The organism is Streptomyces sp. NBC_00259, from assembly GCF_036181745.1.
GTDB classification, from domain to species: domain Bacteria; phylum Actinomycetota; class Actinomycetes; order Streptomycetales; family Streptomycetaceae; genus Streptomyces; species Streptomyces pratisoli.
In genome coordinates, this window is the sequence record NZ_CP108080.1 from 440,928 (window position 1) to 454,429 (window position 13,502).

Here is a 13,502-nt window from a genome sequence, read left to right on the forward strand (position 1 = left end):
CACCAGCTCACCACGAGCGAGGCAGCGCGGGTTCCGGACGTCGTACGCCGTCCCGGCGACGCGCCCCGGAACCACGCGCCCTTCGCACCCGTCCCGTGGAGCCCATCCATGCACGTATCGCACCGTGCGCCGCGCCGAGGCGCGGCGCGCGTCACCCTGCTCACCGAAGGTACCTATCCGCACAGTCACGGCGGTGTGAGTGTCTGGTGCGACCAGCTCGTCGGCGGCATGCCCGACATCGACTTCGACATCATCGCGGTGACCGGAACCGGCCGTGAGGCCGTCGTGTGGGAGCTGCCGCCGCACGTGGCCGAGCCGCTCACCGTGCCCATGTGGGGCCCGGCGCCCACCGGTTCACCACCGCGTGGCCGCCGCGAGCGCCGGCTGATGGCCGCGTACGAGCGGTTCCTCACGGCGTTGCTCGATCCCGGCGCCGAGGACGGCTTCGCTCCCGCGCTGTACGAGATGGCGCACGCGGCACGCGACGGGCTGCTCGGCCCGGCGCTGCGCACGGACCGTGCCCTGCGGGTGCTGACCGGGGTGTGGAACCGGCCGGGGCTGACCGTGCGGGAGGCACGGCCCAGCCTGCACGACGCCGTCACGGCGACCGGCCTGCTGGAGCACGCGCTGCGGCCGCTCGCCGCCCGCCCTCCGGAGCGTGGTGTGGCGCACGCGGTCAGCGGAGGCGTCGCCGTCCTGCCGGGGCTCGCGGCGCTCGAACTCCACGGTGTTCCGCTGCTGTTGACCGAGCACGGGGTCTATCTTCGGGAGCGCTACCTCGGGTACCGGACGGCGCCGTACCGCTGGCCGGTGAAGGCGGTGCTGCTCGGGTTCTTCCGGCTGCTGGCGGAGGAGAGCTACCGGCGCGCGGCGCTGATCACCCCGGGCAACCGCTACAACCGGCTGTGGGAGGAGCAGGGCGGCGCCGATCCCGACCTGATACGCACGGTCTACAACGGAGTCGATCCCGCGGCCTTTCCGCCCGCGGGTCCCGAACCGCAGGCGCCGACGCTCAGCTGGGCCGGCCGGGTCGACCCGATCAAGGACCTGGAGACCCTGATCCGGGCGTTCGCCCAGGTCCGCGGGACGCTCCCGGACGCCACACTGCGGCTGTTCGGCGGTACACCACGCGGCGGCGAGGCCTACCGCGAGCGGTGCGAGGCGCTCGCCGCGTCGCTCGGCCACGCCGACGCGGTCACCTTCGAGGGCCGGGTCGACGACATCAGGGACGCGTACGCGGCGGGCAACGTCGTGATGCTGTCCAGCATCAGCGAGGGCTTCCCCTTCACCCTGATCGAGGCGATGTCGTGCGGCAGGGCCACCGTCTCCACGGATGTGGGCGGAGTACGGGAGGCGGTCGGCGACGCCGGGCTGGTCGTCCCGCCGCGTGATCCCGCCGCCATGGCCGCGGCCGCGCTGGAACTGCTGGCCGATCCGCCGCGCAGGGCGGCGATGGGCGAGGCGGCCCGGCTGCGGGTGATCGAGCAGTTCACACTCCGTCAGACCATCGACACCTTCCGGGCCATCTACCTCGAACTGGCCGTCCGTGGCACGGTGCGCCTCGCCGATCCCTGGAGCGGTTCCCTCACCGACGAGGCGGCCCTGGGGAGCGTGGCCGGATGAGCGGACCCATGGCCCTCGAACCCGACGACGGCCGGGGCGACACGCTCGCCCTGCGGCTGGCCGCCCCCGACGCGACGCTGTCGCTGCGCATGCCGTGGCGGAAGCGGCCCGCCGACGATCCGGTGGACCTCCTGGCCGCCGAACTCGCGGACCGGATCGGGCCCGCTGTGCACGCGTACGAGGTGGCCGCGCTGCTGGAGTCGGAGGGGCTGACCGGCGAGCAGATCCAGGAGCGCTACGGCCGTCCCGATCTGTTCTCGCTCGCCGCCGACCTCTACGGACGGGTGCCGAGAAGCTTCCCGGAACCCCCGGCCGGGGCGGACCCATGGGCGCCCGACCACGTCCGGTGTGCGCTGCGCGGGGCGCTGTTCGCCCTGCCGGGGCTGGCGTATCTGCTGACCGGCCGGCTGTGGCACGCGCCGCACGCGGTGTACGCACTGGTCGTCGCGGGGCTGCTGTCCTGGGCGTGGGGGCAGGGCCTGAGCCATCGCGCGTATCTGCGGCTGGCCTCCGGTCGGCGTGAGGCGGGCAGGACGCTGTTGCTGGGCGCCCCGGCCGGTGCGCTGCTGGCCGCGGGTGCCGGACTGGCCGTCGCGGGTCCGGGGCCCGCTGCGTTGTTCGCGCTCGGGCAGTCGCTGTATCTCGCCGCGGCAGGGGTGCTGTTGGTGTGCGGGAAGGAACGCCTGCTGCTGGCGGCGCTCACTCCGCTGATCGCGGGCGCGGCGGTGCTGCCCTGGTGGGAGCCGGGACCACTGGTGCGTGCCGGACTTCCGCTGCTGACCGTGGTGTCGAGCATCGCCGTCGCGGGCGGGGCCGTCCGGGGAATGCTCCGCGCGGACGCCGCCGCCGGCGCCGCGCGGCCGAGGCTCCTCGACTCGTTGCCGTACGGGCTGTTCGGCCTGTCCGCGGGGGCGCTGGTGATGCAGATGGGACAGCGGCATCCATGGGCCGTGATCGTGCTGACCGTCAGCATGGGCCCGGCGGAGTGGCTGCTCTACCGGTACCGGGGACTCTCCGTGGCGGCGCTGCGCGCGACGGCGGACGAGACCGGGTTCCGGCTGCGGTCCGCCCGCACCCTGGCGATCTGTCTGGGCGGGTATCTGCTGCCGCTTCTCCCGGCGGCGCTGCTCACCGGTACCGAACCGGCGCCGCTGCTCGCTCTCGCGGCGCTGCTGTGGGCCGCGCTGCTGCTCCAGGCGTTCGGGATCGCCTGGCCGCCGGCGGCGGCGACGCTCGCGGCCGCGTCGGCGGCGGGCGTCGCCACGCTTCTCGGCCCCCCACCCGGCGCCGTGTTGCTGCTCCTGTGCTGCGGGACCGCCGCGGGAGCACTCGTCGCCGGTGTGCTCTGGCTGCTGGGGCGGCCAACGGCCCACGCCTGACCCGTTCCTCCGCGACCTGATCCGCACCGGCCGAAGACACCACAGAGATCCACCGACATCCACTGACGAACTCTCCCGAGAGGACCATCCGTTGACTTCCGCACCGCTCGCCGCCGTCACCGGGGCCGAGGGCTTCATCGGCTCCCATCTGACCGAGGCGCTCGTCGCCTCGGGCCACCGGGTCCGCGCCATGGCGCAGTACAACTCCTTCTCCTCCTACGGCTGGCTGGAGACGCTGCCGGGGGACGTCCTCGACCAGGTCGAGATCGTGCTGGGCGATGTCCGCGACCCCGGTTCCGTCCGCGGCCTGGTCGAAGGCGCCGACGCCGTCTACCACTTGGCGGCACTCATCGCGATCCCGTACTCGTACCAGGCGCCGCACAGCTATGTGGACACCAATGTCACCGGCACCCTCAACGTGCTGGAGGCGGTCCGCGCCCTGGAGATCCCGCGGCTGGTGCACACCTCCACCAGCGAGACGTACGGCACCGCGCGGACCGTGCCCATCAGCGAGGACCACCCCATCCAGACCCAGTCCCCGTACGCGGCGTCGAAGGCGGGCGGGGACCGGCTCGCGGACAGCTACTTCGCGAGCTTCGAGACGCCCGTGGTGACGCTGCGGCCCTTCAACACCTTCGGCCCCCGCCAGTCGATGCGAGCCGTGATCCCGACCGTCATCGGACAGGTCGCCGCGGGAGAGCGCACCATCACCCTCGGCGATCTCCGGCCCACCCGCGACTTCACCTACGTCACGGACACCGCCGCCGCCTTCCTGGCCGTCGGTACCGCACCGGCCGAGGCCGTCGTGGGCCGGACCTTCAACGCCGGTACGGGCGGCGAGATCTCCGTCGGTGACCTGGTGCGGCTCATCGGCAAGGTGATGGCCGCCGACCTCGACGTACGGGAGGACGAGCAGCGCATCCGGCCGGCGGGCTCGGAGGTGATGCGGCTGGTCGCCGACGCGACACGGCTGCGCGAGGCGACCGGCTGGGCGCCGCGCCACGACCTGGAGCAGGGCCTCGCGCACACGGCGGAGTTCTTCCGTGATCCCGCGAACCTCGCCCGGTACAAGACCGGCATCTACAACATCTGACCCGCCGCACCACCGACCGCCGTACCCACAGGGGGGCACCCATGCACGCAGTGATTCTCGCCGGAGGCAAGGGCATCCGGCTGCGTCCGTACACCACCGCGCTGCCCAAACCGCTCGTCCCGATCGGCGACCAGCACGCGATCCTGGAGATCGTGCTGCGCCAGCTCGCGGGCTGCGGATTCACCAGCTGCACCATCGCCGTCGGCCATCTCGGCCATATCATCCGCGCCTATGTCGGCGACGGCTCGCAGTGGGGCCTGAGCATCGACTACGCGACCGAGGAGAATCCCCTGGGCACCATGGGCCCGCTGCTGACCATGCGGGACCGGCTCCCCGAGACCTTCCTGGTGATGAACGGGGACATCCTCACCGATCTCGACTACGCGGAGGTGCTGCGGCAGCACCGCGGCAGCGGCGCCGCGCTGACGATCGCCACCTACGCCCGCAAGGTGCGCATCGACTTCGGAGTGCTCACCACGGACGCGGGCAAGGTGGTCGGCTTCGCCGAGAAGCCCAGCATGGACTACCGCGTGTCGATGGGCGTGTACGGACTCTCCCGCGACACGCTCGACGGATACACCCCCGGGCTGCCCCTCGGCTTCGACGAACTCGTCCTCGATCTGCTCGAGTCCGGAAACCCGCCGCACGCCCACGAGTTCGACGGCTACTGGCTGGACATCGGCCGGCCCGACGACTACGACCGGGCCAACGCCGAGTTCACCACCCATCAGTCACTGCTGCTCAAGGGAGCCTGAACACCCCATGCGCATCCTCGTCCTGGGCCACACCGGGTACCTGGGAAGACACATCGCCGAGCAGTTCCGCGCGCTGGGCGGCGTGCGGCTGTTCGGTGCCGGCCGTGATCCGGCCTCCGATCTCCGCGTGGACCTCGCCACAGCCGACACGGGGCGGCTGGCCGAGGCCCTCGCGGACCTCTCCCCCGACGCGGTCGTCAACTGCGCGGGTGCACTCGGCGCCGACCCGGTGACGGACGCCGAGGTCAACGCCCGGGGGCCGGCCGTGCTGTGCGCGGCGCTGCGCAAGGCCGCGCCGACGGCCCGGCTGGTCCATCTCGGCTCGGCCGCGGAGTACGGGGCGGGGGAGCACGGCGTACGGGTCACCGAGGACGCCCCGACCCGCCCGCTCACCTCCTACGGGGCGACCAAACTGGCGGGCACGGTCGCCGTCGTCTCGTCGGGGCTCGACGCGGTCGTGCTGCGCGTGGGCAATCCGGTCGGGCCGGGTGCGGGCCCGCTGAGCCTGCCCGGCGGGACGGCCCTGCGGCTGCGCCGGGCGGGCACGGATCCGGACGCGGTCGTACGCTTCGGCGATCTCTCCGCCCACCGCGACTTCGTCGACGTACGGGACCTGGCCAGGGCGGCCGTGCTGGCGGCGACCGCGTCCGGGCCGCTGCCGCGCGTCCTCAACGTCGGCGGGGGCCGGGCCGTCCCCATCCGGGACCTGGTGCACGGGCTGGTGAGCGTGGCGGGGTTCCGGGGCCGGATCGACGAGGCCGGGGTCGGCTCCGCACGCTCCGCGGGGGTGACCTGGCAGTGCTCCGACATCTCGGCCGCCCGGGCGGCCCTCGGCTGGGAGCCCCGTTTCACGCTGACCGACGCGCTCGTCGCGCTGTGGGCCTCGGTCGGCGCCTGCGAGGAACCGGACCCGGTGCCGTGACCCTGCTCGTGCCCCTCTATGTGCATCCCGCCCGGGACCCCGACGCCTGGCGGCTGCTCGCGGCCGCCGGGGACCGGGTCTACGGCGTGGTGCTGAACGCGGCGGACGGTCCGGGCACGGCTCCGGACCCGGCGTTCGTCTCCGCCGCCCGCGCGCTGCGGGCGGCGGGCACCCGCGTCCTCGGCTACGTCGATCTGGACTACGGAGTACGGCCCGGCTCCGCGGTGATCCGCGATCTGGACCGGCACCGTGAGTGGTACGACACCGACGGCTGCTTCTTCGACCAGGTGCCGGCCGACCGGTCCGCCCTGCCCGGCTGCCGCCGTCTGGTGCGCGCGGCGCGGCAGCGCGGCGCCGGTACGGTCGTGCTCAACCACGGGGTGCATCCGGCGCCCGGCTACGCCCGCCTCGCCGACGTGCTGGTGACGTTCGAAGGCCCCTGGACGGTCTATCTGTCGTCCTTCACCCGCCCGCGCTGGACCGCCCGTCATCCGCCCGAGCGGTTCTGCCACCTGGTGTACGAAGTGCCGCCCGCACTGGCGGCGATCGCCGCACGGGCGGCCGAGGAGCGCGGTGCGGCGGTGTCCTGCGCGGTCGCGGAGAGCCTGCCCAATCCCTGGTCGGCGCCGCCGCCCGCCCTGCTCGGAGACATGCCATGACCCGTGCCTGCCGTCCCCTGCTGTGCGCACTGCTCGCCGTGCTGCTGATCGCGGGCTGCTCCGGGGGCCCTCCGTCCCCCTCCCCCGCCCCGTCCCGCTGGCAGCCGCGGCCCGGCACACCGTGGCAGTGGCAGCTCGACGGACGCGCCGACCCCGCGTCCGCGGACGTTCCCGTGTACGACATCGACGGCTTCGAGAACTCCGCGGACGATGTCGAGCGGCTCCACCGGGACGGCCGCAAGGTCATCTGCTACATCAACGCCGGGGCGTGGGAGAGCTTCCGCCCCGACCAGGCCGGCTTCCCGGCCGCCGTGCGCGGCGCTCCCAACGGCTGGCACGGTGAGCGCTGGCTCGACATCCGCCGGCTGGACGTGCTCCGCCCTCTCATGGAGAAGCGGTTCGACATGTGCCGCGAGAAGGGCTTCGACGCGGTGGAACCGGATCTGCTCGACGCCTATCTCAACGACACCGGCTTCCCGCTGACGGCCGGGCACCAGCTCGCCTACAACCGCATGATCGCCCGTATCGCCCATGACCGCGGTCTGTCCGTGGGGCTGAAGAACGATCTGCCGCAGATCCCCGAGCTGGTGCGGGACTTCGACTTCGCGGTCAACGAGGAGTGCGCCCAGTACGGCGAGTGCGGGAGGCTCACTCCCTTCGTCAGGGCGGGGAAGGCCGTCTTCCATGTCGAATACGCCCTGGCCACGGGGGACTTCTGTGCGCAGGCCCGCCGTCTGGGGCTGTCCTCGATGCGCAAGCGGCTGGAACTGGACGGGTGGCGGCAGCCCTGCTGAGCGGGTGGCGGCAGCCGTGCCGAGCGGCGCGGTCAGTTCCCGGGGCGCAGGAAGCGCTTCAGTTTCGTCAGCGTCCAGGTGTTGATGATGTCGTCCTTGGTGAGCCAGCCGCGCTGTGCGGTGGCCACTCCGTAGCGCATGTACGGAAGATGCGTGGTGGAGTGGGCGTCCGAGTTCACGGCGAACTTCACGCCGTGGCGCTTGGCCCGCAGGATGTCCTCGTCGCCGAGGTCGAGCCGCTCGGGGTGGGCGTTGATCTCCAGGGCGGTGCCGGTTCTGGCGCAGGCCTCGAAGACCGCGTCGAAGTCGGCGTCGATGCCCGGGCGTTTGCCGATCTTGCGGGTGGTGGGGTGGCCGATGACGGAGACGTACGGGTTCTCGCAGGCGCGGACGAGTCGGCCGGTGAGCGCGTGGCGGCTCTGGTTGAAGTGGGAGTGGACGGAGGCCACACAGATGTCGAAGTCCGCGAGGAAGTCGCCCGGCCAGTCCACCTCGCCTTCGGGCCCGATGTTGAGTTCCGTACCGTGCAGCAGCCGCATCCCTCGGTGCTTGCGGTCCAGTGCGCGGACGCGCTCGCGCTGGGCGAGCATCTTCTCCTTCGTCATGCGCTGCATGGCGAGATCCGGTGCGTGGTCGGTGACCGCGTAGTAGGAGTATCCGCGCGCGGCGGCCTGGGCGATCATCTCCTCCAGCGGGGCGAGACCGTCGGTGAGGTCGGTGTGGGTGTGCAGATCGCCCCGGATGTCGTCCTCGGTCACCAGGTCGGGGAGTGCGCCGCGGAGCCCGGCCGCGATCTCGCCGCGGTCCTCGCGCAGGGTCGGCGGGATCCAGGGCAGGCCGAGCCGTTCGTAGATCTCCTCCTCCGTCGCGGACGTGATCCGCTCGCCGCTCTCGGCGTCGAAGAGCCCGTACTCGGAGAGCTTGAGCCCCAGCCGTACGGCGATCTCGCGGGTGCGGATGTTGTGCGCCTTGGAGCCGGTGAAGTACTGCAGTCCCGCGCCCCAGGAGTCCGGGGGCAGGACCCGCAGGTCGACCTGGAGGCCCTTGGTGGTGCGGATGGACGTCTTCTTCCGGCCGTGTGCGATGACCTCCGCGGTGTACGGGAGTGCCTCGAGGGCCGCCATGAACGGGGCGGAGTCGTCCGCGGCGACGAGGATGTCGATGTCGCCGATGGTTTCCCGCATCCGGCGCAGCGATCCCGCATAGGTGCAGCCCTCGCAGCCCTTGATGCGCGACAGCTCGGCGACGATCTGCTCGGCGGAGTCCATGGCGGCGTTCAGGAGGATCCGGCTGCCGGCCTTCTGCATCAGGGCGATGCCGTGGAGGAGGTTCTCCTCGGTCTTCTCGCCGAAGCCCTTGAGATCGCGCAGCCGCTCCTCGTGGATGGCGTCGAGGAGCTGGTCCACGGAGGAGATCCCCAGCTCCTCGTAGAGCACCAGGGCCTTCTTCGGTCCGAGCATGGGGATGGCCATCAGCTCACGGACGCCGGCGGGGATGGACTGACGTCGCTCCTCCACGACGGAGATCTGTCCGGAGGTCAGATACTCCGTGATCTTGTCGGCGATGGACTTGCCGACGTTGGGGATCTCCCGCAGGCCTTTGGCGTCGAGCGTGGACACGTCGGTGGGGTGTCCGCCGATCGCGCGTGCGGCCTTCTCGTAGGAGCGCGCCCTGAAGGCGTCACCGCCGGTGATGGCGATGAGGTCGGCGTACTCCTGGAGGAGCGCCTCGATCTCGTCGTTGGCCCTGGCCATGGGTCCGGCGTCAGACGGTCGGAGGATGTGCGCCCTGGGGCTCGGCCGGTTCCGGGGCGGGGCCTTCGTCGTCCTGCGCCAGGAACTCGACGATCGCGAGGGCGAGGAGCAGGGCGAGCGCGAGTCCGAGGACGACCCAGCCGGTGGGGAACGACCACAGCAGGTACGCCAGCACGGCGGCGGCCACGAGCACCCAGGTGATCCACGTCCGGTAGCGGCGTACCCAGGGGCCGACGGGCCCGGTGCGCAGACCCGCGCGGTTCGCGGTGGTGCGGGTCGCGGTGATTCCGGACGTCCACAGCCCGCGTGCGAGGCCGGCGTACCGTCCGGGTCCGGAGAGCCAGGCGGCGAGCGCGACCACCACACCGAGTGCCACGACGTTGCGGACGGCGGTGCGCAGGAAGCGGATCAGCGTGTCGTACACGGTTTCGGCGGCCGGCTGCGACACGCCCTGGGGCAGGGAGTCCAGGTAGACCACGCGGAAGACGGCCAGTGCCACGCCGAGCAGCAGTGTCGCGAACGCGACGCCCAGGGCGGCGGCGACCAGGGCCTTGCGGCGGTGGGCGCAGAGCAGGACTCCCGCCGCGATGAAGACGATGCCGACGATCGGCAGCCACGTCGCCGCGAGTTCGAGGAGCCGGAAGCCGGTCTTGACCTTGCCGATGTCCTCCGACTGGAAGACGGTGAAGCTGGTGTGGATCTCGGGGATCTTCTGGGCGATCGTCAGCCCGTCGCCCACCAGTCGCTGCTTCACCTGGTCGATCACGGGGGCGAGGTCGATCTGCACGGCGTCGTCGGTGAGCTCGATGGCGCCGCCGCCGCTGCCGGTGAGTGCCTTGTCGACGGCGGTATGGATCAGGCGGTTCGCGTCGGTCCAGATGGTCTTGAACGCGTTGGACGCCACGATGTCCTGCGTCCTGGCCTGGACGAAGCTGCGGACGGCGTTCTCCAGGGCGCCTCCGAGCCCGCCGATCAGCTGTTCCAGCCTGGGCCGGTCGGCCGGCGCGGCCTCCTCCAACAGCTTGGTCAGGTCGATGTGTTCCATCACGACGTTGGTGACGCGGGCCGAGACCGCGGCCTGGACGTCCTCGTCGGAGGCGAGCGGCGCGACGGTCTGGACGTACCGGTCGGTGTTGCCGATCTCGCTGTGGGTCCATCGGGCGACGACGCTCAAGGGCGCGAGCAGGCAGCCGATGACGATGAGCAGCGCGGCCAGGGTCGAGCGCAGCCGGTGCCGTGGGGCTCGTGGCGCCGGCTTCTGCGCTTCCAGTGCCGCGATGCGTGCCCTCAGCTGCTCCAGTTCACTTCCCCCGGAGCCGGTGGTTCCGTCCGGCATGCCGCTCTCCTCCGCTGTCGGGCAGGCTGACAACAGCAGACCCCGGAGAAGAGGGGCGCGCGAACGGTGGTGGGCCGGTCAGGTGAGGACGGGTGCGAACGGGCGCCCGGGCACCGAGGGCGGGGTGACGTGGCGGTTCTTCGGACCGCGGACGTCCAGGCCGGCCGACGAGGGCCGGCCTGGACGTCCTGACCGGAGCGATCGCGGTGGTCGCCGTGGTCAGACGAGGTCGAACCGGTCGAGGTCCATCACCTTGCTCCACGCCGCGACGAAGTCGTTCACGAACTTCTTCCTGGCGTCGTCGCTCGCGTACACCTCCGCGAGCGCGCGCAGCTCGGAGTTCGACCCGAAGACGAGGTCGGCCCGGGTGCCGGTCCACTTGACCTCGCCCGTGGCGGTGTCGCGGCCCTCGAACGTGTTCGCGTCCCCGGACGTCGCCGTCCACGTCGTACCCAGGTCGAGCAGGTTGACGAAGAAGTCGTTGGTCAGCGACCCGGGCGTCGTGGTGAAGACGCCGTGCGGCGACTGCTGGTGGTTCGCGCCCAGGACACGCAGGCCACCGACGAGGACCGTCAGCTCGGGGGCGCTCAGGGTCAGCAGGTTCGCCCGGTCGATGAGCAGGTACTCGGCCGGCAGCCGGTTGCCCTTCCCGAGGTAGTTGCGGAATCCGTCGGCGGTGGGCTCCAGCGCGGCGAACGACTCCACGTCGGTCTGCTCCTGCGACGCGTCGGCGCGGCCCGGCGTGAAGGGGACCTCGACGTCGAAACCGGCGTCCTTGGCCGCCTTCTCGACGCCCACGGCACCGGCGAGCACGATCACGTCGGCCAGCGAGACCTGCTTGCCGCCGCTCTGGGCGGCGTTGAAGGACTGCTGGATCCCCTCCAGGGCGCGCAGCACCGTCGCCAGCTCGTCGGGGTCGTTGACCTCCCATCCGCTCTGCGGCTGGAGGCGGACGCGCGCGCCGTTGGCGCCGCCGCGCTTGTCGCTGCCGCGGAAGGACGAGGCCGAGGCCCACGCGGTCGACACCAGCTGGGACACCGACAGGCCCTGGCCGAGGATCTGGTCCTTGAGGGAGGCGATGTCGGCGGCGTCGACGAGGTCGTGCGTCACCTCGGGGAGCGGGTCCTGCCACAGCAGGGTCTCGGCCGGGACCTCCGGGCCGAGGTAGCGCACGATCGGGCCCATGTCGCGGTGGGTCAGCTTGTACCAGGCGCGGGCGAAGGCGTCCGCGAACTCGTCGGGGTGCTCGAGGAAGCGTCGCGAGATCTGCTCGTAGGCGGGGTCGAACCGGAGCGAGAGGTCGGTCGTCAGCATCGTCGGCGCGTGGCTCTTCGACGGGTCGTGGGCGTCGGGGACACTGCCGGCTCCCGCCCCGTCCTTCGGCCGCCACTGGTTCGCGCCGGCGGGGCTCTTGAACAGCTCCCACTCGTAGCCGAAGAGGATCTCCAGGAAGCTGTTGTCCCAGGTGATCGGCGTGTTCGTCCAGATGCCCTCGAGACCGCTGGTGATCGCGTCGCCGCCCTTGCCGGTGCCGTGGCTGTTGCGCCAGCCGAAGCCCTGCTCCTCGATCGGGGCGGCCTCGGGGTCGGGGCCGACAGCGTCCGCCGGGCCCGCGCCGTGGGTCTTTCCGAAGGTGTGGCCACCCGCGATCAGGGCGACGGTCTCCTCGTCGTTCATCGCCATCCGGCGGAAGGTCTCCCGGATGTCGCGGGCCGCGGCGAGCGGGTCGGGGTTGCCGTTCGGGCCCTCCGGGTTGACGTAGATGAGGCCCATCTGGACCGCGCCGAGGGGGTTCTCCAGCTCGCGGTCGCCGCTGTAGCGCTCGTCGCCGAGCCAGGTGGTCTCGGGACCCCAGTAGACGTCCTCCTCGGGCTCCCACACGTCCTCACGACCGCCGGCGAAGCCGAAGGTCTCGAAGCCCATCGTCTCCAGGGCGACGTTGCCGGAGAGGATCATGAGGTCGGCCCAGGAGAGCGCCTGGCCGTACTTCTTCTTGACCGGCCACAGCAGGCGGCGGGCCTTGTCGAGGTTCCCGTTGTCGGGCCAGCTGTTGAGGGGGGCGAAGCGCTGCTGGCCGGCCCCCGCCCCGCCGCGGCCGTCGCTGATCCGGTAGGTGCCCGCGCTGTGCCAGGCCATCCGGATGATGAACGGGCCGTAGTGACCGAAGTCGGCGGGCCACCAGTCCTGCGAGGTCGTCAGCACCTCCGCGATGTCCCGCTTCACGGCCGGGAGGTCGAGGGACGTGAACGCCGCGGCGTAGTCGAAGTCCTCGCCGAGGGGGTTGGCCACGGCGGGGTTCTTGGCGAGGATCTTCACATTGAGGCGATCCGTCCACCACTGGCGGTTTCCGCCGCCCTGGGTCGGGTGCGGGGCGCGCCCGTGCGCGACCGGGCAGCCACCTCCGCCCTCCGACTTGGGGTCCGTGACGATTGCATCGGGGTTCTCGGCCATGGGAATCCTTCCGGGCTGACGGATCATGGTGCTCAGGGATTGCCGACGGTGGAACAGGGCGGTGGAACGGTCGGAGCACAGGCCCCGCTCGGAGGGGTAGATGGCCTGCGCGATCGCGCACCCGTCATGCCTCGCTCATGCCTCGCTCTCCTGCCGCAATGGAGGCTTCTGCTCCCTTGGCTATCGCCGGATCCGATCCTACGATGGACAGAGTCCAGGTCAAGAAGCTCGCCGAACCCATATGTCATCGGATCCCGGACATGCATCAGTAAACTTCGGGTATCCCATCGACCCTGAACAGGTGAACCGACATGAGTGACCTGCTGCAGCGACTGCGAGACCGTGGCTGGCGGGTGACCTCCCAGCGGCGTGTCGTCGCGGAGGTCCTCGACGGCGACCACGTCCACCTCACGGCCGACGAGGTGCACGCCCGCGCGGCACGGCGGCTGCCCGAGATCTCCCGGGCGACCGTCTACAACACCCTGGGCGAACTGGTCTCCCTCGGCGAGGTCATGGAGGTCTCCACGGACGGCCGCGCCAAGCGCTACGACCCCAACGCCCACCATCCGCACCAGCACTTGGTGTGCTCCGCCTGCGGCACCATCCGCGACGTCCACCCGACCGGCGACCCGCTGACCGGCCTCCCGCCGGAAGCACGCTTCGGCTTCACCGTGTCCGAGGTCCAGGTCACCTACCGCGGGCTGTGCCCGGCCTGCGCCTAGAAGTCCCGTCCGGA

At 71.6% G+C, this 13,502-nt stretch carries 11 protein-coding genes; 8 read left to right on the plus strand and 3 right to left on the minus strand.

All coding sequences use genetic code 11. From position 1 onward, the window contains the following. Positions 1-108 precede the first annotated feature (108 nt). The 7 genes from pelF (at position 109) to OG766_RS02140 (ending at position 7,225) form a co-directional block, all read left to right on the plus strand. The gene (gene pelF, locus OG766_RS02110; protein ID WP_328724399.1) at positions 109-1,623 is read left to right on the plus strand and encodes a GT4 family glycosyltransferase PelF; all 1,515 of its coding nucleotides are present in this window, start codon (positions 109-111) and stop codon (positions 1,621-1,623) included. Next, on the plus strand, positions 1,620-3,002 hold the full coding sequence (locus tag OG766_RS02115; RefSeq protein ID WP_266377126.1) for a hypothetical protein: 1,383 nt from the start codon (positions 1,620-1,622) through the stop codon (positions 3,000-3,002). Before pelF ends, OG766_RS02115 begins: the two co-directional genes overlap by 4 nt. A gap of 91 nt (positions 3,003-3,093) precedes the next feature. Beyond that, positions 3,094-4,095: a GDP-mannose 4,6-dehydratase gene (locus tag OG766_RS02120; RefSeq protein WP_328724400.1), complete on the plus strand. Its 1,002-nt coding sequence runs from the start codon at positions 3,094-3,096 to the stop codon at positions 4,093-4,095. 41 nt (positions 4,096-4,136) lie between these two features. Continuing rightward, a complete protein-coding gene (locus OG766_RS02125; protein WP_266377120.1) occupies positions 4,137-4,850 on the plus strand; it encodes a sugar phosphate nucleotidyltransferase in 714 nt (237 codons plus the stop codon). 7 nt (positions 4,851-4,857) lie between these two features. Next, positions 4,858-5,772 carry an NAD-dependent epimerase/dehydratase family protein gene (locus OG766_RS02130; RefSeq protein WP_328724401.1) on the plus strand — a complete coding sequence of 305 codons (915 nt, stop codon included), beginning with the start codon at positions 4,858-4,860 and terminating at the stop codon, positions 5,770-5,772. Next, positions 5,769-6,431: a spherulation-specific family 4 protein gene (locus tag OG766_RS02135; RefSeq protein WP_266377114.1), complete on the plus strand. Its 663-nt coding sequence runs from the start codon at positions 5,769-5,771 to the stop codon at positions 6,429-6,431. The genes OG766_RS02130 and OG766_RS02135 overlap by 4 nt, the downstream gene beginning before the upstream one ends. Further along, a complete protein-coding gene (locus OG766_RS02140; RefSeq protein WP_266377111.1) occupies positions 6,428-7,225 on the plus strand; it encodes an endo alpha-1,4 polygalactosaminidase in 798 nt (265 codons plus the stop codon). The genes OG766_RS02135 and OG766_RS02140 overlap by 4 nt, the downstream gene beginning before the upstream one ends. Positions 7,226-7,257: 32 nt before the next feature. On the opposite strand, the gene polX is transcribed toward OG766_RS02140, so the two are convergent. From polX to katG, 3 genes are all read right to left on the minus strand, one after another. Next, positions 7,258-8,979 carry a DNA polymerase/3'-5' exonuclease PolX gene (polX, locus tag OG766_RS02145; protein WP_328724402.1) on the minus strand — a complete coding sequence of 574 codons (1,722 nt, stop codon included), beginning with the start codon at positions 8,977-8,979 and terminating at the stop codon, positions 7,258-7,260. Between the two features lie 10 nt (positions 8,980-8,989). After that, complete coding sequence (locus OG766_RS02150; protein ID WP_328724403.1) at positions 8,990-10,315, minus strand: hypothetical protein; 1,326 nt, start codon at positions 10,313-10,315, stop codon at positions 8,990-8,992. Positions 10,316-10,534: 219 nt separating this feature from the next. Continuing rightward, positions 10,535-12,766, minus strand: a complete 2,232-nt coding sequence (gene katG, locus OG766_RS02155; RefSeq protein ID WP_266377103.1) for a catalase/peroxidase HPI — start codon at positions 12,764-12,766, stop codon at positions 10,535-10,537. A gap of 311 nt (positions 12,767-13,077) precedes the next feature. Here katG and OG766_RS02160 point away from each other — a divergent pair, with 311 nt between their 5' ends. Next, the gene (locus tag OG766_RS02160; protein WP_328724404.1) at positions 13,078-13,488 is read left to right on the plus strand and encodes a Fur family transcriptional regulator; all 411 of its coding nucleotides are present in this window, start codon (positions 13,078-13,080) and stop codon (positions 13,486-13,488) included. Positions 13,489-13,502: the final 14 nt, after the last annotated feature.